This is a genomic window from Salmonella sp. 32031103-2018-00083-FB-01-SM-01, from assembly GCF_017571995.1.
GTDB lineage: Bacteria > Pseudomonadota > Gammaproteobacteria > Enterobacterales > Enterobacteriaceae > Salmonella > Salmonella enterica.
Genome location: NZ_JAGEQL010000013.1, coordinates 1 through 26,252, shown reverse-complemented (window position 1 = coordinate 26,252; position 26,252 = coordinate 1). Strand labels below are relative to the sequence as shown.

Genomic DNA, 26,252 nt, shown 5'->3' with positions numbered 1-26,252 from the left:
TAATGCCGGGCGACAACATCAAAATGGTTGTTACCCTGATCCACCCGATCGCAATGGACGACGGTCTGCGTTTCGCAATCCGTGAAGGCGGCCGTACCGTTGGCGCGGGCGTTGTTGCTAAAGTTCTGGGCTAATTACTCGTTAATTAGTTTTGAATTGAAGAGGGCGCTTCGGCGCCCTTTTTGTTGCCTGCTATTTAGCCGCTGTTATATTTATTCACCCTTTTTAACGCTTCTCCCATGGCGTAAATCGCTTTGTGCTATTGTAATCATAACCATTCTCATTTACACTTTGTGCGGAAATTGAACGGGAGCGATCATGTACGTTTGTTTGTGTAATGGTATAAGCGATAAAAAAATCCGCCAGGCTGTACGACAATTTCATCCACAGTCATTTCAACAGTTGCGTAAATTTATTCCTGTGGGAAATCAATGTGGTAAGTGTATTCGCGCCGCGCGAGAAGTGATGCAGGATGAGTTAACGCAAATGCCGGAATTTAAAGAGATCGCCTGAGTCACACTCTTTTTTTTGACATCCCTGTAGCCCCATCTACGCTCTAGAGAGTGGAAGCGGAGGGACTATAAAATGAAAGGTGATGTTAAAATCATAAATTATCTCAATAAACTATTGGGAAATGAGCTTGTCGCAATTAATCAGTATTTTCTTCATGCCCGTATGTTCAAAAACTGGGGGCTGACCCGGCTTAATGATGTTGAGTACCATGAATCCATTGATGAGATGAAACACGCCGATAAGTATATTGAGCGTATTTTATTTCTGGAAGGCATACCGAACCTACAGGATCTGGGCAAGCTGGGCATCGGTGAAGATGTCGAAGAGATGCTACGATCGGATCTCCGGCTCGAACTGGAAGGCGCAAAAGATCTACGTGAGGCAATAGCCTATGCCGATAGCGTTCATGATTATGTCAGCCGGGATATGATGATTGAAATTCTTGCCGACGAGGAAGGTCACATCGACTGGCTGGAAACTGAGCTGGATTTGATTGCCAAACTTGGTATGCAAAATTATCTGCAATCACAAATCAAGGTTACCGATTAACCGTCTGGAAAGAAAGCTTTCCAACCTGTTATGAAACCCGCCACCGCCAGCCATGGCCCAAAAGGTAGCGGGTTTATTAATGCCGATTTACCTCTCACCAGTAGCGCGACGCCAAACCCGCCACAGGCCAACATGGCGGCAAGGAAAACCAGTAACGGCAGTGTTTCCCAACAATGCCACGCTCCTAAGGCTGCAAGGTACTTGACGTCGCCATATCCAAGCCCCTCTTTCTGATAACGCAGGCGATAGCCCCAGTAAATTAACGCGAATCCGCCATAGCCGGCGATAGCACCCCAAAGCGCATCCGGTAAACGCTCCGGCAGGCAAATCTGGTGATAAAGCAGACCACCCCACAGTAATGGACAGGTAAACCGGTCAGGCAACAGACCGGTACGCGCGTCGTATATGCCAAGTAATAAAGAGAACGACGCATAAAAAATGAGAAAGGGGAGGGCAACAAACATAAGCAAATCCTCGTCAAGGCTTGTGCTCACCTTTATAGATTTATGCGACAGCGACAACGACGTATCGCCAGATTTGCCTGATGCCTTCCAAAGAAAAGATGCGCGTTGCCATCCCATGCGTACCATCTGGAATCATGCTCGCATAAGAATAAAGCGCTTAATTTCTATCCGACACTTGCGTCAGGCTGAGATTTACGTATAATGCGCGGGCTTGTCGTAATTGACGGCAGGTTCGATTTGAACCTCGAATAGCCGATTTGGCTATTTAACAATGCTCCCAATCGGGGAGCTACGTAAGAACGGTTACACTCTCCCATCAATCGTAATGGGTGTGAGGAGTAATCATTTTCGTTTATAAAATAATTGGAGCTCTGGTCTCATGCAGAACCAAAGAATCCGTATCCGCCTGAAAGCGTTTGATCATCGTCTGATCGATCAATCAACCGCGGAAATCGTCGAGACTGCCAAGCGCACTGGTGCGCAGGTTCGCGGTCCGATCCCGCTGCCGACCCGCAAAGAGCGCTTTACCGTTCTGATCTCTCCGCACGTTAACAAAGATGCGCGCGATCAGTACGAAATTCGCACTCACAAGCGTCTGGTTGACATCGTTGAGCCAACCGAGAAAACCGTTGATGCTCTGATGCGTCTGGACCTGGCTGCCGGTGTAGACGTGCAGATCAGCCTGGGTTAATCAGGTCATCGAGCGATTGAGAGGTTGATACAATGATTGGTTTAGTCGGTAAAAAAGTGGGTATGACCCGCATCTTCACTGAAGATGGCGTCTCTATCCCAGTAACCGTAATCGAAGTTGAAGCAAACCGTGTTACTCAGGTTAAAGACCTGGCTAACGATGGCTACCGCGCTGTTCAGGTTACTACGGGTGCTAAAAAAGCTAACCGTGTCACCAAGCCGGAAGCGGGTCACTTTGCTAAAGCTGGCGTAGAAGCTGGCCGTGGTCTGTGGGAATTCCGTCTGGCTGAAGGCGAAGAATACACCGTAGGTCAGAGCATCAGCGTTGAACTGTTTGCTGACGTTAAAAAAGTTGACGTAACCGGTACCTCTAAAGGTAAAGGTTTCGCTGGTACCGTTAAGCGCTGGAACTTCCGTACCCAGGACGCTACTCACGGTAACTCCTTGTCTCACCGCGTTCCGGGTTCTATCGGTCAGAACCAGACTCCGGGCAAAGTGTTCAAAGGCAAGAAAATGGCAGGTCAGATGGGTAATGAGCGCGTAACCGTTCAGAGCCTTGACGTAGTACGCGTTGACGCTGAGCGCAACCTGCTGCTGGTTAAGGGTGGTGTTCCGGGTGCAACCGGTTGCGACCTGATCGTTAAACCAGCTGTGAAGGCGTAAGGGGATAGCAATGGAATTAGTATTGAAAGACGCGCAGAGCGCGCTGACTGTTTCCGAAACTACCTTCGGTCGTGATTTCAACGAAGCGCTGGTTCACCAGGTTGTTGTTGCTTATGCAGCTGGTGCTCGTCAGGGTACTCGTGCTCAGAAGACTCGTGCTGAAGTAACTGGTTCCGGTAAAAAACCGTGGCGCCAGAAAGGCACTGGCCGTGCGCGTTCAGGTTCTATCAAGAGCCCGATCTGGCGTTCCGGTGGCGTGACCTTCGCTGCTCGTCCGCAGGACCACAGTCAAAAAGTTAACAAGAAGATGTACCGCGGCGCGCTGAAAAGCATCCTGTCCGAACTGGTACGTCAGGATCGTCTGATCGTTGTCGAGAAGTTCTCTGTAGAAGCGCCGAAAACTAAGCTGCTGGCACAGAAACTGAAAGACATGGCTCTGGAAGATGTGCTGATCATCACCGGTGAGCTGGACGAGAACCTGTTCCTGGCCGCACGTAACCTGCACAAGGTTGACGTACGCGATGCGACTGGTATCGACCCGGTTAGCCTGATCGCCTTCGACAAAGTCGTAATGACTGCTGATGCTGTTAAGCAAGTTGAGGAGATGCTGGCATGATTCGTGAAGAACGTCTGCTGAAGGTGCTGCGCGCACCGCACGTTTCTGAAAAAGCGTCTACTGCGATGGAAAAAACTAACACCATCGTTCTCAAAGTTGCTAAAGACGCGACCAAAGCAGAAATCAAAGCTGCTGTGCAGAAACTGTTTGAAGTCGAAGTCGAAGTCGTTAACACCCTGGTTGTTAAAGGGAAAGTTAAACGTCACGGACAGCGTATCGGTCGTCGTAGCGACTGGAAAAAAGCTTACGTCACCCTGAAAGAAGGCCAGAATCTGGACTTCGTCGGCGGCGCTGAGTAAGTCGGAGGAGTAATACAATGGCAGTTGTTAAATGTAAACCGACATCTCCGGGTCGTCGCCACGTCGTTAAAGTGGTCAACCCAGAGCTGCACAAGGGCAAACCTTTTGCTCCGCTGGTTGAAAAAAACAGCAAATCCGGTGGTCGTAACAACAATGGCCGTATCACCACTCGTCATATCGGTGGTGGTCACAAACAGGCTTATCGTATTGTTGACTTCAAACGCAACAAAGACGGTATCCCGGCAGTTGTTGAACGTCTTGAGTACGATCCGAACCGTTCCGCGAACATCGCGCTGGTTCTGTACAAAGACGGCGAACGCCGTTACATCCTGGCCCCGAAAGGCCTGAAAGCTGGCGACCAGATTCAGTCTGGCGTTGATGCTGCAATCAAAGCAGGCAACACCCTGCCGATGCGCAATATCCCGGTTGGTTCTACCGTTCATAACGTAGAAATGAAACCAGGCAAAGGCGGTCAGCTGGCGCGTTCCGCTGGTACTTACGTTCAGATCGTTGCTCGCGATGGCGCTTATGTCACCCTGCGTCTGCGTTCTGGTGAAATGCGTAAAGTCGAAGCAGACTGCCGTGCAACCCTGGGCGAAGTTGGCAATGCTGAGCATATGCTGCGCGTTCTGGGTAAAGCAGGTGCTGCACGCTGGCGTGGCGTTCGTCCTACCGTTCGCGGTACTGCGATGAACCCAGTAGACCACCCACATGGTGGTGGTGAAGGTCGTAACTTTGGTAAGCACCCGGTAACTCCGTGGGGCGTTCAGACCAAAGGTAAGAAGACCCGCAGCAACAAGCGTACTGATAAATTCATCGTACGTCGCCGTAGCAAATAATTTTAGAGGATAAGCCATGCCACGTTCTCTCAAGAAAGGTCCTTTTATTGACCTGCACTTGCTGAAGAAGGTAGAGAAAGCGGTGGAAAGCGGAGACAAGAAGCCCCTGCGCACTTGGTCCCGTCGTTCAACGATCTTTCCTAACATGATCGGTTTGACCATCGCTGTCCATAATGGTCGTCAGCACGTTCCGGTATTTGTTTCCGACGAAATGGTCGGTCACAAACTGGGTGAATTCGCACCGACTCGTACTTATCGCGGCCACGCTGCTGATAAAAAAGCGAAGAAGAAATAAGGTAGGAGGAAGAGATGGAAACTATCGCTAAACATCGCCATGCTCGTTCTTCTGCTCAGAAGGTTCGCCTTGTTGCTGACCTGATTCGCGGTAAGAAAGTGTCGCAGGCTCTGGATATTCTGACCTACACCAACAAGAAAGCGGCTGTACTGGTCAAGAAAGTTCTGGAATCTGCCATTGCTAACGCTGAACACAACGATGGCGCTGACATTGACGATCTGAAAGTTACGAAAATTTTCGTAGACGAAGGCCCGAGCATGAAGCGCATTATGCCGCGTGCAAAAGGTCGTGCAGATCGCATCCTGAAGCGCACCAGCCACATCACTGTGGTTGTGTCCGATCGCTGAGACTCTGGAGACTAGCAATGGGTCAGAAAGTACATCCTAATGGTATTCGCCTGGGTATTGTAAAACCATGGAACTCTACCTGGTTTGCGAACACCAAAGAATTCGCTGACAACCTGGACAGCGATTTTAAAGTACGTCAGTACCTGACGAAGGAACTGGCTAAAGCGTCTGTATCTCGTATCGTTATCGAGCGTCCGGCTAAGAGCATCCGTGTGACTATTCACACCGCTCGCCCGGGTATCGTTATCGGTAAAAAAGGTGAAGACGTAGAAAAACTGCGTAAGGTCGTAGCGGATATCGCTGGCGTTCCTGCACAGATCAACATCGCCGAAGTTCGTAAACCTGAACTGGACGCTAAACTGGTTGCTGACAGCATCACTTCTCAGCTGGAACGTCGCGTTATGTTCCGTCGTGCGATGAAGCGTGCTGTACAGAACGCCATGCGTCTGGGCGCTAAAGGTATCAAAGTTGAAGTTAGCGGCCGTCTGGGCGGCGCGGAAATCGCACGTACCGAATGGTACCGCGAAGGTCGCGTACCGCTGCACACTCTGCGTGCTGACATCGACTACAACACCTCTGAAGCGCACACCACTTATGGTGTAATCGGCGTTAAAGTGTGGATCTTCAAAGGCGAGATCCTGGGTGGTATGGCTGCTGTTGAACAACCGGAAAAACCGGCTGCTCAACCGAAAAAGCAGCAGCGTAAAGGCCGTAAATAAGGAGCGTCGCTGATGTTACAACCAAAGCGTACAAAATTCCGTAAAATGCACAAAGGCCGCAACCGTGGTCTGGCTGCAGGCGCGGATGTTAGCTTCGGCAGCTTCGGCCTGAAAGCTGTTGGCCGTGGTCGTCTGACTGCCCGTCAGATCGAAGCAGCACGTCGTGCTATGACCCGTGCAGTTAAGCGTCAAGGTAAGATCTGGATCCGTGTATTCCCGGACAAACCGATCACTGAAAAGCCGCTGGCAGTGCGTATGGGTAAAGGTAAAGGTAACGTGGAGTATTGGGTTGCCTTGATTCAGCCGGGTAAAGTCCTGTATGAAATGGACGGCGTACCGGAAGAGCTGGCCCGTGAAGCATTCAAGCTGGCAGCAGCGAAACTGCCGATTAAAACCACCTTTGTAACTAAGACGGTGATGTAATGAAAGCAAAAGAGCTGCGTGAGAAGAGCGTTGAAGAGCTGAACACCGAGCTACTGAACCTGCTGCGTGAGCAGTTCAACCTGCGTATGCAGGCTGCAAGTGGCCAGCTGCAACAGTCTCACCTGTTGAAGCAAGTGCGTCGTGATGTCGCACGCGTTAAGACTTTACTGACTGAGAAGGCGGGTGCGTAATGACCGATAAAATCCGTACTCTGCAAGGTCGCGTGGTTAGCGACAAAATGGAGAAATCCATTGTTGTTGCTATCGAACGTTTTGTGAAACACCCGATCTACGGTAAATTCATCAAGCGTACGACCAAAATGCACGTACATGACGAGAACAACGAATGCGGTATCGGCGACGTGGTTGAAATCCGCGAATGCCGTCCGCTGTCCAAGACCAAATCCTGGACTCTGGTTCGCGTTGTAGAGAAAGCGGTTCTGTAATACAGTACGCATTCTCAACGAATAAACGGCTCAGCGATGGGCCGTTTATTTTTTCTACCCATATCTGATTTGCGGTGTTATAATGCCGCGCCCTCGATATGGGGTTTTTTTAACGACCTGATTTTCGGGTCTCAGTAGTAGTTGACATTAGCGGAGCACTAAAATGATCCAAGAACAGACTATGCTGAACGTCGCCGACAACTCCGGTGCACGTCGCGTAATGTGTATCAAGGTTCTGGGTGGCTCGCACCGTCGCTACGCAGGCGTAGGCGACATCATTAAGATCACCATCAAAGAAGCGATTCCGCGTGGTAAGGTCAAAAAAGGTGATGTGCTGAAGGCGGTAGTGGTGCGCACCAAGAAGGGTGTTCGTCGCCCGGACGGTTCTGTCATTCGCTTCGATGGTAATGCATGCGTTATTTTAAACAATAACAGCGAGCAGCCTATCGGTACGCGTATTTTTGGGCCGGTAACTCGTGAACTTCGTAACGAGAAGTTCATGAAAATTATCTCTCTGGCACCAGAAGTACTCTAAGGAGCGAATCATGGCAGCGAAAATCCGTCGTGATGACGAAGTTATCGTGTTAACCGGTAAAGATAAAGGTAAACGCGGTAAAGTTAAGAATGTCCTGTCTTCCGGCAAGGTCATTGTTGAAGGTATCAACCTGGTTAAGAAACACCAGAAGCCGGTTCCGGCTCTGAACCAACCGGGCGGCATCGTTGAAAAAGAAGCTGCAATTCAGGTTTCTAACGTTGCAATCTTCAATGCGGCAACCGGCAAGGCTGACCGTGTAGGCTTTAGATTCGAAGACGGCAAAAAAGTCCGTTTCTTCAAGTCTAACAGCGAAACTATCAAGTAATTTGGAGTAGTACGATGGCGAAACTGCATGATTACTACAAAGACGAAGTAGTTAACAAACTCATGACTGAGTTTAACTACAATTCTGTCATGCAAGTCCCTCGGGTCGAGAAGATCACCCTGAACATGGGTGTTGGTGAAGCGATCGCTGACAAGAAACTGCTGGATAACGCAGCAGCAGACCTGACAGCAATCTCCGGTCAAAAACCGTTGATCACCAAAGCACGCAAATCTGTTGCAGGCTTCAAAATCCGTCAGGGCTATCCGATCGGCTGTAAAGTAACTCTGCGTGGCGAACGCATGTGGGAGTTCTTTGAGCGCCTGATCACTATTGCTGTTCCTCGTATCCGTGACTTCCGTGGCTTGTCCGCTAAGTCATTCGACGGTCGTGGTAACTACAGCATGGGTGTCCGTGAGCAGATCATCTTCCCAGAAATCGACTACGATAAAGTCGACCGCGTTCGTGGTTTGGATATTACCATTACCACTACTGCGAAATCTGACGAAGAAGGCCGTGCTCTGCTGGCTGCCTTTGACTTCCCGTTCCGCAAGTAAGGTAGGGTTACTAAATGGCTAAGCAATCAATGAAAGCACGCGAAGTAAAACGCGTAGCTTTAGCTGATAAATACTTCGCGAAACGCGCTGAACTGAAAGCGATCATCTCTGATGTGAACGCAACCGACGAAGATCGTTGGAATGCGGTTCTTAAGCTGCAGACTCTGCCGCGTGATTCCAGCCCGTCACGTCAGCGTAACCGCTGCCGTCAAACTGGTCGTCCGCACGCTTTCCTGCGGAAGTTCGGGTTGAGCCGTATTAAGGTCCGTGAAGCCGCTATGCGCGGTGAAATTCCGGGTCTGAAAAAGGCTAGCTGGTAATTGTCACCAATTGAATCACGGGAGTAAAGACAGATGAGCATGCAAGATCCGATCGCGGATATGCTGACCCGTATCCGTAACGGTCAGGCCGCGAACAAAGCTGCGGTCACCATGCCTTCCTCCAAGCTGAAAGTGGCAATTGCCAACGTGCTGAAGGAAGAAGGTTTTATTGAAGATTTTAAAGTTGAAGGCGACACCAAGCCGGAACTGGAACTGACTCTTAAGTATTTCCAGGGTAAAGCTGTTGTAGAAAGCATTCAGCGTGTCAGCCGCCCAGGTCTGCGCATCTACAAACGTAAAGATGAGCTGCCGAAAGTTATGGCCGGTCTGGGTATCGCAGTTGTTTCTACCTCTAAAGGTGTTATGACTGATCGTGCAGCGCGCCAGGCTGGTCTTGGTGGCGAAATTATCTGCTACGTAGCCTAATCGGAGGAAAAAATGTCTCGTGTTGCTAAAGCACCGGTCGTTGTTCCTGCCGGCGTTGATGTCAAAATCAACGGTCAGGTTATTACGATCAAAGGTAAAAACGGCGAGCTGACTCGTACTCTCAACGATGCTGTTGAAGTTAAACATGCAGATAATGCACTGACCTTCGGTCCGCGTGATGGTTACGCAGACGGTTGGGCACAGGCTGGTACTGCGCGTGCCCTGCTGAACTCAATGGTTATCGGTGTTACCGAAGGCTTCACTAAGAAGCTGCAGCTGGTTGGTGTAGGTTATCGTGCAGCGGTTAAAGGGAATGTAGTAAACCTGTCTTTAGGTTTCTCTCACCCGGTTGACCATCAGCTGCCGGCAGGTATCACTGCTGAATGTCCGACTCAAACTGAAATCGTGCTGAAAGGCGCTGATAAGCAGGTGATCGGCCAGGTTGCAGCAGATCTGCGCGCCTACCGTCGTCCTGAGCCTTACAAAGGCAAGGGTGTTCGTTACGCCGACGAAGTCGTGCGTACCAAAGAGGCTAAGAAGAAGTAAGGTAACACTATGGATAAGAAATCTGCTCGTATCCGTCGTGCGACCCGCGCACGCCGCAAGCTCAAAGAGCTGGGCGCAACTCGCCTGGTGGTACATCGTACCCCGCGTCATATTTACGCACAGGTAATTGCACCGAACGGTTCTGAAGTTCTGGTAGCTGCTTCTACTGTAGAAAAAGCTATCGCTGAACAACTGAAGTACACCGGTAACAAAGACGCGGCTGCAGCTGTGGGTAAAGCTGTCGCTGAACGCGCTCTGGAAAAAGGCATCAAAGATGTGTCCTTTGACCGTTCCGGGTTCCAATATCATGGTCGTGTCCAGGCACTGGCAGATGCTGCCCGTGAAGCTGGCCTTCAGTTCTAAGGTAGAGGTGTAAGATGGCTCACATCGAAAAACAAGCTGGCGAACTGCAGGAAAAGCTGATCGCGGTAAACCGCGTATCTAAAACCGTTAAAGGTGGTCGTATTTTCTCCTTCACAGCTCTGACTGTAGTAGGCGATGGTAACGGTCGCGTAGGTTTTGGTTACGGTAAAGCGCGTGAAGTTCCAGCAGCGATCCAGAAAGCGATGGAAAAAGCCCGTCGCAATATGATTAACGTCGCGCTGAACAACGGCACCCTGCAGCACCCGGTTAAAGGTGTTCACACGGGGTCTCGTGTATTCATGCAGCCAGCTTCCGAAGGTACCGGTATCATCGCCGGTGGTGCAATGCGCGCCGTTCTGGAAGTTGCTGGGGTTCATAACGTTCTGGCTAAAGCATACGGTTCCACCAACCCGATCAACGTGGTTCGTGCAACTATTGATGGCCTGGAAAATATGAATTCTCCAGAAATGGTCGCTGCCAAGCGTGGTAAATCCGTTGAAGAAATTCTGGGGAAATAAACCATGGCAAAGACTATTAAAATTACTCAAACCCGCAGTGCAATCGGTCGTCTGCCGAAACACAAGGCAACGCTGCTTGGCCTGGGTCTGCGTCGTATTGGCCACACCGTAGAGCGCGAGGATACTCCTGCTGTTCGTGGTATGGTCAACGCGGTTTCCTTCATGGTTAAAGTTGAGGAGTAAGAGATGCGTTTAAATACTCTGTCTCCGGCCGAAGGCTCCAAAAAGGCGGGTAAACGCCTGGGTCGTGGTATCGGTTCTGGCCTCGGTAAAACCGGTGGTCGTGGTCACAAAGGTCAGAAGTCTCGTTCTGGCGGTGGCGTACGTCGCGGTTTCGAGGGTGGTCAGATGCCTCTGTACCGTCGTCTGCCGAAATTCGGCTTCACTTCTCGCAAAGCAGCGATTACAGCCGAAGTTCGTCTGTCTGACCTGGCGAAAGTAGAAGGCGGCGTTGTAGACCTGAACACGCTGAAAGCGGCAAACATTATCGGTATCCAGATCGAGTTCGCGAAAGTGATCTTGGCTGGCGAAGTCACTACTCCGGTAACTGTTCGTGGCCTGCGTGTTACTAAAGGCGCTCGTGCTGCTATCGAAGCTGCTGGCGGTAAAATCGAGGAATAAGTAGCAGATGGCTAAACAACCGGGATTAGATTTTCAAAGTGCCAAAGGTGGCTTAGGTGAGCTGAAACGCAGACTGCTGTTTGTTATCGGCGCGCTGATTGTGTTCCGTATTGGCTCTTTTATTCCGATCCCTGGTATTGATGCCGCTGTACTTGCCAAACTGCTTGAGCAACAGCGAGGCACCATCATTGAAATGTTCAACATGTTCTCTGGTGGTGCTCTCAGCCGTGCTTCTATCTTTGCCCTGGGGATCATGCCGTATATTTCGGCGTCGATCATTATCCAGCTGTTGACGGTGGTTCATCCAACGCTGGCAGAAATTAAGAAAGAAGGGGAGTCTGGTCGTCGTAAGATCAGCCAGTACACCCGTTACGGTACTCTGGTGCTGGCGATATTCCAGTCGATCGGTATTGCTACCGGTTTGCCGAATATGCCTGGTATGCAGGGCCTGGTGATGAATCCAGGCTTTGCGTTCTATTTCACCGCTGTTGTAAGTCTGGTTACAGGAACCATGTTCCTGATGTGGCTCGGCGAACAGATTACTGAGCGCGGTATCGGTAACGGTATCTCAATCATCATCTTCGCTGGTATCGTTGCGGGACTCCCGCCAGCCATTGCCCATACTATCGAGCAAGCGCGTCAAGGCGACCTGCACTTCCTCGTGTTGCTGTTGGTTGCAGTATTAGTATTTGCAGTGACGTTCTTTGTAGTATTCGTTGAACGTGGTCAACGCCGTATTGTGGTAAACTACGCCAAACGTCAGCAAGGTCGTCGTGTCTATGCTGCACAGAGCACACATTTACCGCTGAAAGTGAATATGGCGGGGGTAATCCCGGCAATCTTCGCTTCCAGTATTATTCTGTTCCCGGCGACCATCGCGTCATGGTTCGGGGGCGGTACTGGTTGGAACTGGCTGACAACAATTTCGCTGTATTTGCAGCCTGGGCAACCGCTTTATGTGTTACTCTATGCGTCTGCAATCATCTTCTTCTGTTTCTTCTACACGGCGTTGGTTTTCAACCCGCGTGAAACAGCAGATAACCTGAAGAAGTCCGGTGCATTTGTACCAGGAATTCGTCCGGGAGAGCAAACGGCGAAGTATATCGATAAAGTAATGACCCGCCTGACCTTGGTTGGTGCGCTGTATATTACCTTTATCTGCCTGATCCCGGAGTTCATGCGTGATGCAATGAAAGTGCCGTTCTACTTCGGTGGGACCTCACTGCTTATCGTTGTTGTCGTGATTATGGACTTTATGGCTCAAGTGCAAACTCTGATGATGTCCAGTCAGTATGAGTCTGCATTGAAGAAGGCGAACCTGAAAGGCTACGGCCGTTAATTGGTCGCCTGAGAAGTTACGGAGAGTAAAAATGAAAGTTCGTGCTTCCGTCAAGAAATTATGCCGTAACTGCAAAATCGTTAAGCGTGATGGTGTCATCCGTGTGATTTGCAGTGCCGAGCCGAAGCATAAACAGCGCCAAGGCTGATTTTTTCGCATATTTTTCTTGCAAAGTTGGGTTGAGCTGGCTAGATTAGCCAGCCAATCTTTTGTATGTCTGTACGTTTCCATTTGAGTATCCTGAAAACGGGCTTTTCAGCATGGTACGTACATATTAAATAGTAGGAGTGCATAGTGGCCCGTATAGCAGGCATTAACATTCCTGATCAGAAACACGCCGTGATCGCGTTAACTTCGATCTACGGTGTCGGCAAGACCCGTTCTAAAGCCATCCTGGCTGCAGCGGGTATCGCTGAAAATGTTAAGATCAGTGAGCTGTCTGAAGAACAAATCGACACGCTGCGTGACGAAGTTGCCAAATTTGTCGTTGAAGGTGATCTGCGCCGTGAAATCAGCATGAGCATCAAGCGCCTGATGGATCTTGGTTGCTATCGCGGTTTGCGTCATCGTCGTGGTCTCCCGGTTCGCGGTCAGCGTACCAAGACCAACGCTCGTACCCGTAAGGGTCCGCGCAAACCGATCAAGAAATAATCGGGGTGATTGAATAATGGCAAAGGCACCAGTTCGCGCACGTAAACGTGTAAGAAAACAAGTCTCTGACGGCGTGGCTCATATCCATGCTTCTTTCAACAACACCATCGTGACTATTACCGATCGTCAGGGTAATGCGCTGGGTTGGGCAACAGCCGGTGGTTCCGGTTTCCGTGGTTCTCGCAAATCCACTCCGTTTGCAGCTCAGGTTGCAGCAGAGCGTTGCGCTGACGCCGTGAAAGAATACGGTATCAAGAATCTGGAAGTTATGGTTAAAGGTCCGGGTCCAGGCCGCGAATCTACTATTCGTGCTCTGAACGCCGCTGGTTTCCGCATCACTAATATTACTGATGTGACTCCGATCCCTCATAACGGTTGTCGTCCGCCGAAAAAACGTCGCGTATAACGCTTCGTTTTCCAGGTTAGTTGGAGAAAGAAAATGGCAAGATATTTGGGTCCTAAGCTCAAGCTGAGCCGTCGTGAGGGCACCGACTTATTCCTTAAGTCTGGCGTTCGCGCGATCGATACCAAGTGTAAAATTGAACAAGCTCCTGGCCAGCACGGTGCGCGTAAGCCGCGTCTGTCTGACTATGGTGTGCAGTTGCGTGAAAAGCAAAAAGTTCGCCGCATTTACGGTGTGCTGGAGCGTCAGTTCCGTAACTACTACAAAGAAGCAGCACGTCTGAAAGGCAACACCGGTGAAAACCTGTTGGCTCTGCTGGAAGGTCGTCTGGACAACGTTGTATACCGTATGGGCTTCGGCGCCACTCGTGCAGAAGCACGTCAGCTGGTTAGCCATAAAGCAATTATGGTAAACGGTCGTGTTGTTAACATCGCTTCTTATCAGGTTAGTCCGAATGACGTTGTTAGCATTCGTGAGAAAGCGAAGAAGCAGTCTCGCGTGAAAGCCGCTCTGGAGCTGGCTGAGCAGCGTGAAAAGCCAACCTGGCTGGAAGTTGATGCTGGCAAGATGGAAGGTACGTACAAGCGTAAGCCTGAGCGTTCTGATCTGTCTGCGGACATTAACGAACACCTGATCGTCGAGCTTTACTCCAAGTAAAGCTTAGTACCAAAGAGAGGACACAATGCAGGGTTCTGTGACAGAGTTTCTAAAACCGCGCCTGGTAGATATCGAGCAAGTGAGTTCGACGCACGCCAAGGTGACCCTTGAGCCTTTAGAGCGTGGCTTCGGCCATACTCTGGGTAACGCACTGCGCCGTATTCTGCTCTCATCGATGCCGGGTTGCGCGGTGACCGAGGTTGAGATTGATGGTGTACTACATGAGTACAGCACCAAAGAAGGCGTTCAGGAAGACATCCTGGAAATCCTGCTCAACCTGAAAGGGCTGGCGGTGAGAGTTCAGGGTAAAGATGAAGTTATTCTTACCTTGAATAAATCTGGCATTGGCCCTGTGACTGCAGCCGATATCACCCATGATGGGGATGTCGAAATCGTCAAGCCGCAGCACGTGATCTGCCACCTGACCGATGAAAACGCGTCTATTAGTATGCGTATCAAAGTTCAGCGCGGTCGTGGTTATGTGCCGGCTTCTACCCGAATTCATTCGGAAGAAGATGAGCGCCCAATCGGCCGTCTGCTGGTCGACGCCTGCTACAGCCCTGTAGAGCGTATTGCCTACAATGTTGAAGCAGCGCGTGTAGAACAGCGTACCGACCTGGACAAGCTGGTCATCGAAATGGAAACCAACGGCACAATCGATCCTGAAGAGGCGATTCGTCGTGCGGCAACCATCCTGGCTGAACAACTGGAAGCTTTCGTTGATTTACGTGATGTACGTCAACCGGAAGTGAAAGAAGAGAAACCAGAATTCGATCCGATCCTGCTGCGCCCTGTTGACGATCTGGAATTGACTGTCCGCTCTGCTAACTGCCTCAAGGCAGAAGCTATCCACTATATCGGTGATCTGGTACAGCGTACCGAGGTTGAGCTTCTTAAGACGCCTAACCTGGGTAAAAAATCTCTTACCGAGATTAAAGACGTGCTGGCTTCCCGTGGACTGTCTCTGGGTATGCGCCTGGAAAACTGGCCACCGGCAAGCATCGCTGACGAGTAACCGGATCACAGGTTAAGGTTTTACTGAGAAGGATAAGGTCATGCGCCATCGTAAGAGTGGTCGTCAACTGAACCGCAACAGCAGCCATCGCCAGGCTATGTTCCGCAACATGGCAGGTTCACTGGTTCGTCATGAAATCATCAAGACGACCCTGCCTAAAGCGAAAGAGCTGCGTCGCGTAGTTGAGCCGCTGATTACTCTTGCCAAGACTGATAGCGTTGCTAATCGTCGTCTGGCATTCGCCCGTACTCGTGATAACGAGATCGTGGCAAAACTGTTTAACGAGCTGGGCCCGCGTTTCGCGAGCCGCGCCGGTGGTTACACTCGCATTCTGAAGTGTGGCTTCCGTGCAGGCGACAACGCGCCGATGGCATACATCGAGCTGGTTGATCGTTCAGAGAAAACAGAAGCTGCTGCAGAGTAATCTGTAGTAACGTAAAAAAACCCGCTTCGGCGGGTTTTTTTATACCCTCCTGAACCCCATATATCTACAATAATTGTATTCTTTTCGTTCAATCCCTGGAGCGACGTATGTGGTTACTTGACCAGTGGGCAGAGCGTCATATTATCGAGGCACAGCGTAAAGGCGAGTTGGATAATCTGCCTGGCCGCGGCGAGCCGCTTATTCTGGATGATGATTCTCATGTGCCGGCGGAACTTCGTGCGGGTTATCGCTTACTCAAGAATGCGGGCTGTCTTCCCCCTGAACTGGAGCAGCGCAGAGACGCTATTCAGTTACTTGATATCCTCAACAGTATCCGGGAAGATGACCCTCGATACCATCAGGTTAGTCGCCAGCTCTCGCTGCTTGAACTAAAACTTCGGCAGGCTGGGTTGAGTACCGACTTTTTACACGGTGAGTATGCACAAAAACTGCTGCATAAAATCAACGATAATTAACGGAGCTTGTATGTATCGCATTGGTGAGCTGGCAAAGCTGGCAGACGTAACGCCTGATACCATTCGCTACTATGAAAAACAGCAGATGATGGATCATGAGGTACGTACTGAAGGCGGGTTTCGTCTGTATACCGAAAACGATCTGCAGCGTCTCAAATTTATTCGTTATGCGCGACAGTTGGGTTTCACGCTCGACTCGATCCGCGAACTTTTATCGATCCGAATTGATCCTGAGCACCATACCTGTCAGGAGTCAAAAAGTATTGTGCAAGAGCGATTGCAGGAGGTTGAAGCCAGGATTGCGGAACTGCAAACGATGCAGCGTTCGTTACAAAGGCTTAATGATGCTTGTTGCGGAACGGCCCACAGTAGCGTCTATTGTTCCATTCTGGAAGCCCTGGAGCAGGGGGCCAGTGGAGCGAAATCAGGATGTTGATTTATTGAACCGGCGGGGCTACACTCGCGCCGTTAATTTATACAATCGGGAGACATTATGAGTCGTTATCAACATAAGAAAGGGCAGATAAAGGACAATGCCATTGAGGCATTACTGCATGATCCACTGTTCAGGCAACGCGTTGAAAAAAATAAGAAAGGCAAAGGAAGTTATCTGCGTAAAGGTAAACACGGTAATCGAGGGAACTGGGAGGCCAGTGGCAAGAAAGTAAGTGACTTTTTTACCACTGGCCTTCTGCTTATTAAGAACGGTTATTTTGTTCTTTCAGCAGATCGCGGATTTCGCCCAATAACACTTCCTCTTTAGAAGGCGCTGGCGGAGCTGCCGGCTCTTCTGCTTTTTTACGGTTGAGTCTGTTGATAAGCTTAATGGCAACAAAGATAGCAAAGGCCACAATCACAAAATCAAATACGTTCTGGATAAACACGCCGTAATGCATGACGACCGCCGGAATATCTCCCTGCGCTTCGCGTAACGTAAAAGCAAATTGTTTAAAGTCGATCCCGCCGATTAACAATCCCAACGGCGGCATAATGATATCGGCAACCAGTGAAGAAACAATCTTACCGAATGCCGCGCCAATAATGACACCCACTGCCAAATCCACAACATTCCCGCGCATCGCGAATTCGCGAAATTCTTTAATAAAACTCATTTTTATTCTCCCTATGCAGCTGACGTTATAAGTTTAACAAATGCTAAGGCATTTTCCATTTACGGCTTCTGTTTAGCGAAATAAATTAAACCTTGATAAATAAAGGGAATTAAAAAGGGCGCTGAATGAGCGCCCCTTAAATTAGAGGAAGAAAGGACTTGGCTGGAACAGACGTTCGACGTCGGTAATAAACTTTTTATCGGTCAAAAACATAATGACGTGATCGCCTTGTTCAATGCGCAAATTGTCATTAGCAATCATGACATCATTACCGCGAACGACCGCGCCAATAATGGTGCCTGGCGGCAGTTTAATTTCGTCAATGACGCGGCCAACCACGCGGGAAGTGCTTTCATCGCCGTGCGCGACGGCTTCGATGGCTTCGGCAACCCCGCGACGTAGTGAGGAAACGCCGACGATATCTGCTTTACGCACATGGCTCAGTAATGCAGAGATGGTGGCCTGCTGCGGAGAAATCGCAATATCTATAACGCTACCCTGCACAAGATCGACATAAGCTCGACGCTGAATCAGCACCATCACTTTTTTGGCACCCATCCGCTTAGCCAACATCGCGGACATGATATTGGCTTCATCATCGTTAGTGACCGCGATAAAGAGATCGACCTGATCAATATGCTCCTCCGCCAGCAATTCCTGATCGGAAGCGTCGCCAAAAAAGACGATCGTGTTTTGCAGTTTCTCAGCCAGTTCTGCGGCGCGTTGTTGATCGCGTTCGATCAATTTAACGCTATAGTCTTTTTCCAGACGCCTTGCCAGCCCGGCGCCGATATTGCCGCCGCCCACCAGCATGATGCGCTTGTAGGGTTTTTCCAGACGCTGTAATTCGCTCATTACTGCACGGATATGCTGTGAAGCCGCAATAAAGAAGACTTCATCCCCTGCTTCCACGATAGTCGAGCCCTGAGGACGGATTGGTCTGTCATGGCGGAAAATTGCGGCAACGCGGGTATCGATATGCGGCATATGCTCTCGCATTGTCGAGAGCGCGTTACCTATTAGTGGACCGCCATAGTAGGCTTTTACTACTGCCAGACTGACTTTCCCTTCGGCAAAGTTTACAACCTGTAATGCTCCTGGATACTCGATCAGACGATAAATATTATCGATAACCAACTGCTCCGGCGCTATCAGATGATCAATCGGAACCGCTTCAGAATGAAAGAGTTTATCCGCATCGCGAACATAGTCCGGGGAGCGAATGCGGGCGATACGGTTTGGAGTGTTGAAGAGTGAATAGGCTACCTGACAGGCAACCATATTAGTTTCATCTGAACTGGTGACAGCGACCAGCATATCCGCATCGTCAGCGCCCGCTTCGCGCAACACGCGGGGATGCGAACCATGCCCCTGAACTACGCGTAGATCGAACTTATCTTGCAAACTGCGTAACCGTTCGCCGTTGGTATCAACCACCGTGATGTCGTTGTTTTCGCCGACCAGGTTTTCCGCCAGTGTTCCGCCAACTTGCCCTGCGCCCAGTATGATAATTTTCATCAGTCGTGGCCCGTTATCTCATCACTTCTTGATTAGCTTAGCGTAAAAGAACCCATCACCTTCTTCGCCGCCCGGCAGATTTTGCTGTCCTGGCTGATCAGGTGTTCCCGTTTCGCTGAGTGCGGCATCGGGAGTGCGTTGCAAAAAGGTTTTGATCTGATCGCGGTTTTCTTCCGGCAGTACGGAACAGGTGGCGTAAACCAGCGTCCCGCCGGGCTTCAGGCGCGGCCAGACGGCATCAAGGATTTCCGCCTGTAATTGCGCCAGTTCCGCGATATCGCGATCGCGACGCAGCCATTTGATATCTGGATGACGGCGAATGACGCCGGTTGCGGAGCAGGGCGCATCCAGCAGAATACGGTCAAACTGCTGCTCGCCGCACCATTGGGCGGGATAACGACCATCCCCTTGTTTAACTGTCGCTTTCATCCCAAGACGCTTTAGGTTGTCGTAAACGCGGGAGAGCCGTTGTTCATCAATATCAACCGCCAACACGTCTGCTTCGGGGGCCACTTCGAGAATATGCGTGGTTTTACCGCCGGGCGCGGCGCACAAGTCTAAAATGTGCTCACCGTTCTGAGGAGCGAGAAAAACCGCACATCCCTGCGCAGAGGCATCCTGGACAGTTACCCAACCCTCAGCAAAACCGGGTAAAGCATGTACCGGAGCTGGCGTTTCCAGACGTACAGCGTCGGGATAATCGGGATGCGGATATCCCTTCATGCCTGCGTCTTCAAGTAAGCCAAGCCAACCGTCGCGGGTATGGTGTGTACGATTTACACGTAGCCACATAGGCGGACGCTGGTTATTCGCATCAATAATGCGTTGCCACTGTGTGGGGTAAGCATTTTGCAAACGCTTTACCAGCCAACCTGGATGTAAAAAGCGCGCATCGCTGGTCGCAAACTCATTAAGCAACGTTTCCTGCTGGCGCTGGAACTGGCGCAGGACGCCGTTAATTAACCCTTTCAACTGCGGACGTTTGATGGCGACCGCGCCTTCAACGGTTTCAGCCAGCGCCGCATGGGGAGGGACGCGGGTGTACAGCAACTGATAAAAGCCGACCATAATTAAGTAATGCACAGTACGCTGCTTGCCGGTCATTGGACGAGACATCAGCTTATTGATCAGCCATTCCAGCTGTGAAAGGGTGCGCAGGACGCCAAAGCACAGCTCCTGAAGTAGCGCTTTGTCTTTATCGGCGACTTTTTGTTGCAGCGGCGGGAGCACATTACTTAATGATTGTCCCTGCTCGACGACCTGTTCAACGGCCTGTGCTGCCAGACTACGTAAATTGTTTTGTTTTTTCATATGTATAAAATAAAAATGCCCGGTAACACCGGGCTTATAAAGGCGTGACCGTCAGGCAAGACGGTTACCAGGAATAAACCATTCCCGGCGTGAATTTAACAGATCCTGGGCGCTCATCGCTTTTTTGCCGGCAGGCTGAAGCGAAAGCAAATTTAATATCCCCTTGCCTGTTGCAACCTGAATGCCCTGTTTCGTCGCGGCCAGAATAGTTCCCGGCAGCGACTGCGTGGCGTCCTCAATGACGGACGCCTGCCAGACTTTTACCGGCTGACCGTCGATTTCCAGCCAGCTCATTGGCCACGGATTAAAGGCGCGAATGCAACGCTCCAGCTGTGCTGCGGAGAGAGACCAGTCAATACGCGCTTCTTCTTTACTGAGCTTTTCCGCATGAGTGACCAGCGCTTCATTCTGCGCTTCAGGCGTCGCTGTGCCGTCCGCCAGTTGTTTTAGTGTGGTAATTAACCCCTGCGGGCCAAGTTCAGCCAACTTATTATACAGTGAGCCACTGGTATCTTCTGCGGTAATCGGGCACGCAAGTTTATACAGCATGTCGCCGGTATCCAGCCCTACATCCATCTGCATAATTGTGACGCCGGTTTCCGCATCGCCTGCCCAGAGTGAGCGCTGAATAGGCGCCGCGCCGCGCCAGCGTGGAAGCAGCGAACCGTGAACGTTGATACATCCGAGACGGGGCATATCCAGCACTGCCTTTGGGAGAATCAGACCATATGCTACGACAACCATGACGTCGGCATGTAAGTCAGCAACCAGTTGCTGGTTTTCCTGAGGACGAAGCGACACGGGCTGGAAAACGGGCAGGCCTTTTTCTTCCGCCAGCACTTTTACCGGGCTGGGCATCAACTTTTTGCCGCGACCTGCTGGACGATCGGGTTGGGTAAATACGCCGACAACGTTATGTCCAGAAGTTAACAGCGCGTCGAGATGACGCGCTGCAAAGTCAGGTGTACCCGCAAAAATAATACGTAGTGAATCTGACACGTTGGTTCTTGTCCTTTAAGCCCGGGCGTTCAGGCGGTCGAGTTTTTCTACTTTCTGACGAATACGTTGTTGCTTCAGCGGCGACAAATAATCGATAAACAGTTTACCGACCAGGTGATCCATCTCATGCTGAATGCAGATTGCCAGTAAACCATCCGCTTCAAGCTCAAACGGGTTGCCGTCGCGATCCAGCGCGCGGATTTTCACTTTCTCGGCGCGCGGCACTAAAGCGCGCTGTTCCGGAATCGACAGACAGCCTTCTTCTATACCCGTTTCGCCACTTTTCTCCAGCAATTCCGGGTTAATGAGTACCAGGCGCTCGTCGCGGTTTTCCGAAACGTCAATCACGATGATCCGCTGGTGGATATCGACCTGCGTTGCGGCCAGACCGATACCTTCTTCCGCGTACATCGTTTCGAACATATCATCGACGATACGCTGAATTTCTGCATTCACTTCTTCAACCGGCTTTGCGACTTTGCGAAGGCGCTCGTCCGGAATATGTAACACTTGCAAAACTGACATAATTATCCAGAGTTGTGTTCAGGAGTTGAAAAGATTATTACCTCTATTCTAGACAAATCCCCACCTGATTGACAGCATCAGTGACCAATCGCAAAGATTGTTCAGACTGCTTGTGGCAGGGGAGGGAAAGGATGGCCCGTACCGAAATTTGGTTACGTTTAATGTACGTCGGCGACCTTTATGGCGAGGCGATGTTGAACATGGCGAATTCGCTTATTCACCAGCCTCAGATAAATCGCACGCACCTTCAGGAGGCTGGTCTTACCGCGCGGCAAGCTGAACGTTTTTTACAGCTTCCAGCAGGTGTGCTTGATGAGACATTACGCTGGCTTGAACTACCGCAGCACCATTTTCTGTGTGCGGATAGTGAGATTTATCCTCCCCAACTGCGTGCTATTGACGATTATCCCGGCGCTATTTTTATTGACGGCGATCCTGCCTGTCTGCATACCTGCCAGCTTGCCGTCGTAGGAAGCCGGAGCCACTCCTGGTATGGAGAACGCTGGGGACGTCTGCTTTGCGAAAGCCTTGCGAAAAGCGGTTTGACGATCACCAGCGGCCTTGCCCGGGGAATTGATGGCGTAGCACACAACGCCGCGGTGAGTATGGGGGGAAAAAGTGTAGCGGTGTTAGGGAATGGTTTGGCAAAGATTTATCCTCGCCGACATGCCGTGCTGGCTGAAAACTTGATTGCCACCGGCGGCGCAGTGGTCTCAGAATTTCCGCTTTCAACGCCTCCGCTACCGCAAAATTTTCCTCGCAGAAACCGTATCATCAGCGGACTGAGCAAAGGCGTGCTGGTGATTGAGGCGGCGTTGCGCAGCGGTTCGTTGGTGACGGCGCGCTGCGCGCTTGAACAGGGGCGGGACGTTTTTGCATTACCAGGCCCTATCGGTAGTCCGGGAAGCGAAGGCACGCACTGGTTAATTAAACAAGGGGCCACGCTTGTGACGACGCCGGAGGATATTCTGGAAAATTTGCAATACGGCTTACACTGGTTGCCAACTACGGCGGAAAATTCACTTTATTCACTAAATCAGGATGAGGCGGCATTGCCATTTCCTGAGCTCCTGGCTAACGTAGGAGATGAGGTAACACCTGTTGACGTCGTCGCTGAACGTGCCGGCCAACCTGTGCCAGCGGTAGTGGCTCAGCTACTCGAACTGGAGTTAGCAGGATGGATCGCAGCTGTACCCGGCGGCTATGTCCGATTAAGGAGGGCAAGCCATGTTCGACGTACTAATGTATTTGTTTGAAACATACATCCATAACGAAGCCGAGCTGCGCGTGGATCAGGACAGACTGGAGCGTGATCTCACCGACGCTGGGTTTGATCGCGAAGACATCTACAATGCGCTGCTGTGGCTGGAAAAACTCGCTGACTATCAGGATGGCCTCGCGGAACCCATGCAACTTGCTTCCGATCCTCTTTCAATGCGCATTTATACGGTTGAAGAGTGTGAAAGGCTTGATGCCAGTTGCCGGGGGTTCCTGTTATTCCTTGAGCAGATTCAGGTGCTAAACCTCGAAACACGAGAAATGGTGATTGAGCGTGTGCTGGCGCTGGATACCGCAGAGTTTGACCTGGAAGACTTGAAATGGGTTATTTTGATGGTGTTATTCAACATTCCGGGCTGTGAAAACGCCTATCAGCAAATGGAAGAATTACTCTTTGAGGTAAATGAAGGTATGCTGCATTGATAGGTGTTAATGCTGCATGAGTGAATATGGCTAAATCAGCACTGTTTTCGGTGCGTAAAAATGAGCCCTGCCCGCAGTGCGGGGCCGAACTGGTCATTCGTTCCGGGAAACATGGTCCGTTTCTCGGCTGTTCTCGCTATCCGGAATGCGATTACGTTCGTCCGCTGAAAAGTCAGGCGGACGGACATATCGTTAAAATTCTGGAGGGGCAACCGTGCCCTGAGTGTGGCGCCGTGCTGGTGCTGCGTCAGGGGCGCTTTGGCATGTTCATCGGATGCAGTCAGTATCCGCAATGTGAACATACAGTGGTTATTGATAAACCGGATGAAACGGCGATTGCCTGTCCAGCCTGCCAGCAAGGACATTTGGTCCAGCGCCGTTCTCGTTACGGTAAAATCTTTCATTCCTGCGATCGCTACCCGGAATGTCAGTTCGTCATTAACTTCACACCGGTTGCGGGGGAATGCCCCGAGTGCCATTATCCGCTACTCATCGAAAAGAAAACCGCGCAGGGCGTGAAGCGCTTTTGCGCCAGTAAACAATGTGGAAAGCCGGTTCCGGTGGAATAAACAAGTGAATAATAGCCTGCCAACAGGATCTATCGCCGCAGCGGTAGATCTCCTGAATAAAGAAAATGTCATCGCTTATCCAACAGAAGCCGTTTTCGGCGTCGGCTGCGATCCCGATAGTGAAACAGCCGTTACGCGCCTGCTGGCGTTAAAACAACGGCCCGTCGATAAGGGACTCATTTTGATTGCCGCCAGCTTTGAGCAGTTAAAACCTTATATTGATGACAGCATACTTACCGCCGCACAGCGTAAAGCGGTATTTGATTGCTGGCCCGGGCCGGTAACGTTTGTTTTTCCTGCGCCCGCGACAACGCCGCGGTGGCTCACGGGACGTTTTGATTCCCTGGCCGTTCGTGTTACCAACCACCCGCTGGTGGTCGCGCTATGCAATGCGTATGGCAAACCGCTGGTTTCCACCAGCGCCAATCTGAGCGGATTACCGCCATGTCGTACCATTGAAGAGGTGCGTGCGCAATTTGGCGATGATTTTCCGGTGGTTGAAGGCGCAACGGGTGGGCGTTTAAATCCTTCAGAAATTCGCGATGCTCTGACGGGCGAACTGTTTCGACAGGGGTAATATGATGGAAACCTATGCTGTTTTTGGAAATCCGATTGCGCACAGCAAATCGCCATTTATTCATCAGCAATTTGCTCAGCAGCTAGATATTGTTCACCCCTATGGTCGCGTGCTGGCCCCTATTAATAATTTCATTAATACGCTTGATGCCTTTTTCGCGGCAGGGGGAAAAGGCGCAAACATCACAGTACCTTTTAAAGAGGAGGCGTTTGCGCGTTCGGATGAGTTAACGGAACGAGCATCGCTGGCGGGAGCCGTCAATACATTAAAACGGCTGGAAGATGGTCGTTTGCTTGGCGACAATACTGACGGTATCGGTTTATTAAGCGATCTCGAACGTTTAAATTTTATCCGCCCAGGATTGCGTATTTTGCTGATTGGCGCGGGCGGCGCATCCCGGGGCGTGCTGTTACCCCTGCTTTCTTTGGATTGCGCGGTCACTATCACTAACCGTACAGCTTCACGTGCCGAAGCGTTGGCGAAAATCTTTGCTCATACCGGCAGCGTTCATGCCACGGATATGGACAAGCTGGATAGTTGTGAGTTTGACCTGATTATTAATGCGACCTCCAGCGGCATACGGGGCGAAATCCCGGCGATTCCGGCGTCACTTATTCACCCTTCCCTCTGTTGCTATGACATGTTCTATCAAAAAGGGAATACGCCATTTCTCTCCTGGTGTGTACAACAGGGCGCAAAACGTTACGCAGATGGGCTGGGAATGCTGGTGGGGCAGGCTGCACACGCCGTTTTGCTTTGGCACGGTGTATTACCGCAGGTCGAGCCAGTGATTGAGCTGCTACAGCAGGAATTATTAGCGTGAACCAGGCCATACAATTTCCTGACCGCGAAGAATGGGATACTGCCGCCAGCGCTGTCATCTTTCCCGCCATGGTCAATGGGATGCAACTCACGTGTGCAATAAAAAAAGATGTACTGGCGTATCGCTTTGGTGGAGAAACAGCGGAGCAATGGCTGGCCATTTTTCGTGAGTATCGCTGGGACCTGGAAGAAGAGGCTGAAGCATTAATCCTGGCCCAGCAGGAAGACGATCACGGTTGGATATGGTTATCCTGAGAAAGATAGTCGTCTTTCCATTTTACATAGTTATTGGCGGAGTACTGCAGGCCCGATCTCTCAGCATCGCTCAGGGGGCGGATCTGTTTTACCGGACTGCCAAGATATAAATAGCCGCTTTCCAGCCGTTTGTGCTGCGGCACCAGGCTTCCCGCGCCAATCATTACGTCATCTTCTATTATCGCGCCATCCAGCACAATGGAGCCCATACCGACCAGTACGCGGTTACCGATGGTACAGCCGTGCAGCATAACTTTATGGCCAACGGTAACATCTTCGCCAATGATTAATGGGTTGCCGTGTGGATTGGATGGAGACTTGTGGGTTACGTGAAGAACGCTGCCATCCTGAATGTTCGTACGAGCCCCTATCGCAACGTAATTCACATCGCCGCGAATCACCACAAGCGGCCAGATCCCGACATCATCCGCCAGACGGACATCGCCAATAACCACGCTGCTGGTATCGATCATCACGCGCTGACCGATTTCAGGAAAAAGATCCTTATAAGGACGTAATGTGTCAGACATGTCTACCTCATCATAAATGAATAGTCATGAAGACTTTGGTTGCTTTAATGGCGTTGTGCAAGGGGAGATAGCATCAAAAAATCGCCACTTTGCGCAGGAATGGAGCGAAAGGGATGAAAAATCAACAAACAGAAAAAAAGATCCAAAAAACGCTTGTGCAAAAAAATGGGATCCCTATAATGCGCCTCCATCGACACGGCGGATGTGAATCACTTCACACAAACAGCCGGTCGGTTGAAGAGAAAAATCCTGAAATTCAGGGTTGACTCTGAAAGAGGAAAGCGTAATATACGCCACC

The 26,252-nt window shown here is 50.7% G+C and carries 46 protein-coding genes and 1 pseudogene; 40 read left to right on the top strand and 7 right to left on the bottom strand.

Annotation, left to right across the window (positions count from 1 at the left end; translation table 11 throughout):
* The 3 genes and pseudogenes from tuf to bfr all read left to right on the top strand — a co-directional run.
* Positions 1 to 134: pseudogene (gene tuf / locus J4614_RS21670) on the top strand (elongation factor Tu); the annotation flags it as partial.
* A gap of 184 nt (positions 135 to 318) precedes the next feature.
* The gene (bfd, locus tag J4614_RS21665) at positions 319 to 513 is read left to right on the top strand and encodes a bacterioferritin-associated ferredoxin (RefSeq protein ID WP_000289082.1); all 195 of its coding nucleotides are present in this window, start codon (positions 319 to 321) and stop codon (positions 511 to 513) included.
* Positions 514 to 585: 72 nt separating this feature from the next.
* Positions 586 to 1,062, top strand: coding sequence for a bacterioferritin (bfr, locus tag J4614_RS21660; protein ID WP_000675530.1), 477 nt, complete (start codon positions 586 to 588; stop codon positions 1,060 to 1,062).
* Here bfr and hopD read toward each other — a convergent pair.
* Complete coding sequence (hopD, locus tag J4614_RS21655) at positions 1,059 to 1,526, bottom strand: A24 family peptidase (RefSeq protein WP_000495847.1); 468 nt, start codon at positions 1,524 to 1,526, stop codon at positions 1,059 to 1,061. The genes bfr and hopD overlap by 4 nt on opposite strands.
* A 379-nt stretch (positions 1,527 to 1,905) precedes the next feature.
* On the opposite strand from hopD, the gene rpsJ reads away from it, so the two are divergent.
* From rpsJ to J4614_RS21500, 31 genes are all read left to right on the top strand, one after another.
* Entirely contained in the window at positions 1,906 to 2,217 is a 312-nt protein-coding gene (gene rpsJ, locus J4614_RS21650) for a 30S ribosomal protein S10 (RefSeq protein WP_001181005.1), read from the top strand.
* Positions 2,218 to 2,249: 32 nt separating this feature from the next.
* Complete coding sequence (gene rplC, locus J4614_RS21645; RefSeq protein WP_000579838.1) at positions 2,250 to 2,879, top strand: 50S ribosomal protein L3; 630 nt, start codon at positions 2,250 to 2,252, stop codon at positions 2,877 to 2,879.
* Positions 2,880 to 2,889: 10 nt separating this feature from the next.
* On the top strand, positions 2,890 to 3,495 hold the full coding sequence (rplD, locus tag J4614_RS21640) for a 50S ribosomal protein L4 (protein ID WP_000424395.1): 606 nt from the start codon (positions 2,890 to 2,892) through the stop codon (positions 3,493 to 3,495).
* The gene (rplW, locus tag J4614_RS21635; protein ID WP_000617546.1) at positions 3,492 to 3,794 is read left to right on the top strand and encodes a 50S ribosomal protein L23; all 303 of its coding nucleotides are present in this window, start codon (positions 3,492 to 3,494) and stop codon (positions 3,792 to 3,794) included. The genes rplD and rplW overlap by 4 nt, the downstream gene beginning before the upstream one ends.
* Positions 3,795 to 3,811: 17 nt before the next feature.
* Positions 3,812 to 4,633: a 50S ribosomal protein L2 gene (gene rplB / locus J4614_RS21630; protein WP_000301869.1), complete on the top strand. Its 822-nt coding sequence runs from the start codon at positions 3,812 to 3,814 to the stop codon at positions 4,631 to 4,633.
* A 16-nt stretch (positions 4,634 to 4,649) separates the two neighbouring features.
* Positions 4,650 to 4,928 (top strand): 30S ribosomal protein S19, encoded by a 279-nt coding sequence (gene rpsS / locus J4614_RS21625; RefSeq protein WP_001138115.1) that lies wholly within the window; start codon positions 4,650 to 4,652, stop codon positions 4,926 to 4,928.
* Between the two features lie 14 nt (positions 4,929 to 4,942).
* Complete coding sequence (rplV, locus tag J4614_RS21620) at positions 4,943 to 5,275, top strand: 50S ribosomal protein L22 (protein WP_000447529.1); 333 nt, start codon at positions 4,943 to 4,945, stop codon at positions 5,273 to 5,275.
* Between the two features lie 17 nt (positions 5,276 to 5,292).
* Positions 5,293 to 5,994: a 30S ribosomal protein S3 gene (gene rpsC / locus J4614_RS21615; protein WP_000529945.1), complete on the top strand. Its 702-nt coding sequence runs from the start codon at positions 5,293 to 5,295 to the stop codon at positions 5,992 to 5,994.
* Positions 5,995 to 6,006: 12 nt separating this feature from the next.
* On the top strand, positions 6,007 to 6,417 hold the full coding sequence (rplP, locus tag J4614_RS21610; RefSeq protein WP_000941208.1) for a 50S ribosomal protein L16: 411 nt from the start codon (positions 6,007 to 6,009) through the stop codon (positions 6,415 to 6,417).
* On the top strand, positions 6,417 to 6,608 hold the full coding sequence (rpmC, locus tag J4614_RS21605) for a 50S ribosomal protein L29 (RefSeq protein WP_000644742.1): 192 nt from the start codon (positions 6,417 to 6,419) through the stop codon (positions 6,606 to 6,608). Before rplP ends, rpmC begins: the two co-directional genes overlap by 1 nt.
* Positions 6,608 to 6,862 (top strand): 30S ribosomal protein S17, encoded by a 255-nt coding sequence (rpsQ, locus tag J4614_RS21600; RefSeq protein WP_000130101.1) that lies wholly within the window; start codon positions 6,608 to 6,610, stop codon positions 6,860 to 6,862. The genes rpmC and rpsQ overlap by 1 nt, the downstream gene beginning before the upstream one ends.
* A gap of 163 nt (positions 6,863 to 7,025) precedes the next feature.
* Positions 7,026 to 7,397, top strand: coding sequence for a 50S ribosomal protein L14 (gene rplN, locus J4614_RS21595; RefSeq protein ID WP_000613954.1), 372 nt, complete (start codon positions 7,026 to 7,028; stop codon positions 7,395 to 7,397).
* 10 nt (positions 7,398 to 7,407) lie between these two features.
* Positions 7,408 to 7,722, top strand: a complete 315-nt coding sequence (gene rplX, locus J4614_RS21590; protein WP_000729185.1) for a 50S ribosomal protein L24 — start codon at positions 7,408 to 7,410, stop codon at positions 7,720 to 7,722.
* Between the two features lie 14 nt (positions 7,723 to 7,736).
* On the top strand, positions 7,737 to 8,276 hold the full coding sequence (gene rplE / locus J4614_RS21585; protein ID WP_001096206.1) for a 50S ribosomal protein L5: 540 nt from the start codon (positions 7,737 to 7,739) through the stop codon (positions 8,274 to 8,276).
* 14 nt (positions 8,277 to 8,290) lie between these two features.
* Positions 8,291 to 8,596 (top strand): 30S ribosomal protein S14, encoded by a 306-nt coding sequence (gene rpsN / locus J4614_RS21580; protein WP_001118932.1) that lies wholly within the window; start codon positions 8,291 to 8,293, stop codon positions 8,594 to 8,596.
* A 33-nt stretch (positions 8,597 to 8,629) separates the two neighbouring features.
* The gene (gene rpsH / locus J4614_RS21575) at positions 8,630 to 9,022 is read left to right on the top strand and encodes a 30S ribosomal protein S8 (protein WP_000062611.1); all 393 of its coding nucleotides are present in this window, start codon (positions 8,630 to 8,632) and stop codon (positions 9,020 to 9,022) included.
* 12 nt (positions 9,023 to 9,034) lie between these two features.
* On the top strand, positions 9,035 to 9,568 hold the full coding sequence (gene rplF / locus J4614_RS21570) for a 50S ribosomal protein L6 (RefSeq protein WP_000091939.1): 534 nt from the start codon (positions 9,035 to 9,037) through the stop codon (positions 9,566 to 9,568).
* Positions 9,569 to 9,577: 9 nt separating this feature from the next.
* Positions 9,578 to 9,931, top strand: a complete 354-nt coding sequence (gene rplR, locus J4614_RS21565; protein ID WP_000358956.1) for a 50S ribosomal protein L18 — start codon at positions 9,578 to 9,580, stop codon at positions 9,929 to 9,931.
* Between the two features lie 14 nt (positions 9,932 to 9,945).
* Positions 9,946 to 10,449 (top strand): 30S ribosomal protein S5, encoded by a 504-nt coding sequence (rpsE, locus tag J4614_RS21560; protein ID WP_000940121.1) that lies wholly within the window; start codon positions 9,946 to 9,948, stop codon positions 10,447 to 10,449.
* 3 nt (positions 10,450 to 10,452) lie between these two features.
* Positions 10,453 to 10,632: a 50S ribosomal protein L30 gene (gene rpmD / locus J4614_RS21555; RefSeq protein WP_001140434.1), complete on the top strand. Its 180-nt coding sequence runs from the start codon at positions 10,453 to 10,455 to the stop codon at positions 10,630 to 10,632.
* Positions 10,633 to 10,635: 3 nt separating this feature from the next.
* Entirely contained in the window at positions 10,636 to 11,070 is a 435-nt protein-coding gene (gene rplO / locus J4614_RS21550; protein ID WP_001238917.1) for a 50S ribosomal protein L15, read from the top strand.
* 7 nt (positions 11,071 to 11,077) lie between these two features.
* Positions 11,078 to 12,409, top strand: a complete 1,332-nt coding sequence (secY, locus tag J4614_RS21545; RefSeq protein WP_001118864.1) for a preprotein translocase subunit SecY — start codon at positions 11,078 to 11,080, stop codon at positions 12,407 to 12,409.
* A 31-nt stretch (positions 12,410 to 12,440) separates the two neighbouring features.
* Complete coding sequence (gene rpmJ, locus J4614_RS21540; RefSeq protein ID WP_000868187.1) at positions 12,441 to 12,557, top strand: 50S ribosomal protein L36; 117 nt, start codon at positions 12,441 to 12,443, stop codon at positions 12,555 to 12,557.
* 146 nt (positions 12,558 to 12,703) lie between these two features.
* Entirely contained in the window at positions 12,704 to 13,060 is a 357-nt protein-coding gene (gene rpsM, locus J4614_RS21535) for a 30S ribosomal protein S13 (RefSeq protein ID WP_000090780.1), read from the top strand.
* 16 nt (positions 13,061 to 13,076) lie between these two features.
* Positions 13,077 to 13,466 carry a 30S ribosomal protein S11 gene (rpsK, locus tag J4614_RS21530; protein ID WP_001029758.1) on the top strand — a complete coding sequence of 130 codons (390 nt, stop codon included), beginning with the start codon at positions 13,077 to 13,079 and terminating at the stop codon, positions 13,464 to 13,466.
* Positions 13,467 to 13,499: 33 nt separating this feature from the next.
* Positions 13,500 to 14,120: a 30S ribosomal protein S4 gene (gene rpsD, locus J4614_RS21525; protein ID WP_000135226.1), complete on the top strand. Its 621-nt coding sequence runs from the start codon at positions 13,500 to 13,502 to the stop codon at positions 14,118 to 14,120.
* A gap of 25 nt (positions 14,121 to 14,145) precedes the next feature.
* Positions 14,146 to 15,135 carry a DNA-directed RNA polymerase subunit alpha gene (rpoA, locus tag J4614_RS21520; protein ID WP_001162094.1) on the top strand — a complete coding sequence of 330 codons (990 nt, stop codon included), beginning with the start codon at positions 14,146 to 14,148 and terminating at the stop codon, positions 15,133 to 15,135.
* 40 nt (positions 15,136 to 15,175) lie between these two features.
* Entirely contained in the window at positions 15,176 to 15,559 is a 384-nt protein-coding gene (gene rplQ / locus J4614_RS21515) for a 50S ribosomal protein L17 (protein WP_001216370.1), read from the top strand.
* A gap of 107 nt (positions 15,560 to 15,666) precedes the next feature.
* Positions 15,667 to 16,035 (top strand): DUF1992 domain-containing protein, encoded by a 369-nt coding sequence (locus tag J4614_RS21510; protein WP_000266518.1) that lies wholly within the window; start codon positions 15,667 to 15,669, stop codon positions 16,033 to 16,035.
* Between the two features lie 10 nt (positions 16,036 to 16,045).
* Positions 16,046 to 16,471, top strand: a complete 426-nt coding sequence (gene zntR, locus J4614_RS21505) for a Zn(2+)-responsive transcriptional regulator (protein WP_000285585.1) — start codon at positions 16,046 to 16,048, stop codon at positions 16,469 to 16,471.
* A gap of 57 nt (positions 16,472 to 16,528) precedes the next feature.
* Entirely contained in the window at positions 16,529 to 16,798 is a 270-nt protein-coding gene (locus J4614_RS21500; RefSeq protein WP_001543084.1) for an alternative ribosome-rescue factor A, read from the top strand.
* On the opposite strand, the gene mscL is transcribed toward J4614_RS21500, so the two are convergent.
* From mscL to def, 5 genes are all read right to left on the bottom strand, one after another.
* Positions 16,734 to 17,147, bottom strand: coding sequence for a large-conductance mechanosensitive channel protein MscL (gene mscL, locus J4614_RS21495; protein WP_000008119.1), 414 nt, complete (start codon positions 17,145 to 17,147; stop codon positions 16,734 to 16,736). The two genes, J4614_RS21500 and mscL, sit on opposite strands and share 65 nt — an antisense overlap.
* 141 nt (positions 17,148 to 17,288) lie before the next feature.
* The gene (gene trkA / locus J4614_RS21490; RefSeq protein WP_000691374.1) at positions 17,289 to 18,665 is read right to left on the bottom strand and encodes a Trk system potassium transporter TrkA; all 1,377 of its coding nucleotides are present in this window, start codon (positions 18,663 to 18,665) and stop codon (positions 17,289 to 17,291) included.
* 21 nt (positions 18,666 to 18,686) lie between these two features.
* Positions 18,687 to 19,976, bottom strand: coding sequence for a 16S rRNA (cytosine(967)-C(5))-methyltransferase RsmB (rsmB, locus tag J4614_RS21485; RefSeq protein WP_023208135.1), 1,290 nt, complete (start codon positions 19,974 to 19,976; stop codon positions 18,687 to 18,689).
* Between the two features lie 51 nt (positions 19,977 to 20,027).
* Positions 20,028 to 20,975: a methionyl-tRNA formyltransferase gene (gene fmt, locus J4614_RS21480; RefSeq protein ID WP_001285174.1), complete on the bottom strand. Its 948-nt coding sequence runs from the start codon at positions 20,973 to 20,975 to the stop codon at positions 20,028 to 20,030.
* Positions 20,976 to 20,990: 15 nt separating this feature from the next.
* Positions 20,991 to 21,500, bottom strand: coding sequence for a peptide deformylase (def, locus tag J4614_RS21475; RefSeq protein WP_000114987.1), 510 nt, complete (start codon positions 21,498 to 21,500; stop codon positions 20,991 to 20,993).
* A 131-nt stretch (positions 21,501 to 21,631) separates the two neighbouring features.
* Between def and dprA the strand changes: the two genes are divergently transcribed.
* Genes dprA through J4614_RS21445 form a run of 6 tightly spaced genes read left to right on the top strand, consistent with a single transcriptional unit; the run spans position 21,632 to position 25,424 of the window.
* Positions 21,632 to 22,756 (top strand): DNA-protecting protein DprA, encoded by a 1,125-nt coding sequence (gene dprA / locus J4614_RS21470; RefSeq protein WP_208293309.1) that lies wholly within the window; start codon positions 21,632 to 21,634, stop codon positions 22,754 to 22,756.
* Positions 22,728 to 23,201 (top strand): DUF494 family protein Smg, encoded by a 474-nt coding sequence (gene smg, locus J4614_RS21465; RefSeq protein WP_000460663.1) that lies wholly within the window; start codon positions 22,728 to 22,730, stop codon positions 23,199 to 23,201. The genes dprA and smg overlap by 29 nt, the downstream gene beginning before the upstream one ends.
* Before the next feature lie 26 nt (positions 23,202 to 23,227).
* Positions 23,228 to 23,770, top strand: coding sequence for a topoisomerase DNA-binding C4 zinc finger domain-containing protein (locus J4614_RS21460; protein ID WP_001129712.1), 543 nt, complete (start codon positions 23,228 to 23,230; stop codon positions 23,768 to 23,770).
* Positions 23,771 to 23,774: 4 nt separating this feature from the next.
* The gene (gene tsaC, locus J4614_RS21455; protein WP_001065812.1) at positions 23,775 to 24,347 is read left to right on the top strand and encodes an L-threonylcarbamoyladenylate synthase type 1 TsaC; all 573 of its coding nucleotides are present in this window, start codon (positions 23,775 to 23,777) and stop codon (positions 24,345 to 24,347) included.
* 4 nt (positions 24,348 to 24,351) lie between these two features.
* Complete coding sequence (gene aroE / locus J4614_RS21450) at positions 24,352 to 25,170, top strand: shikimate dehydrogenase (RefSeq protein WP_076167051.1); 819 nt, start codon at positions 24,352 to 24,354, stop codon at positions 25,168 to 25,170.
* Positions 25,167 to 25,424 carry a DUF1488 domain-containing protein gene (locus J4614_RS21445; RefSeq protein ID WP_001070577.1) on the top strand — a complete coding sequence of 86 codons (258 nt, stop codon included), beginning with the start codon at positions 25,167 to 25,169 and terminating at the stop codon, positions 25,422 to 25,424. Before aroE ends, J4614_RS21445 begins: the two co-directional genes overlap by 4 nt.
* Here the strand turns inward: J4614_RS21445 and J4614_RS21440 are convergent.
* Complete coding sequence (locus J4614_RS21440) at positions 25,400 to 25,954, bottom strand: gamma carbonic anhydrase family protein (protein WP_001285635.1); 555 nt, start codon at positions 25,952 to 25,954, stop codon at positions 25,400 to 25,402. The genes J4614_RS21445 and J4614_RS21440 overlap by 25 nt on opposite strands.
* Positions 25,955 to 26,252 lie beyond the last annotated feature (298 nt).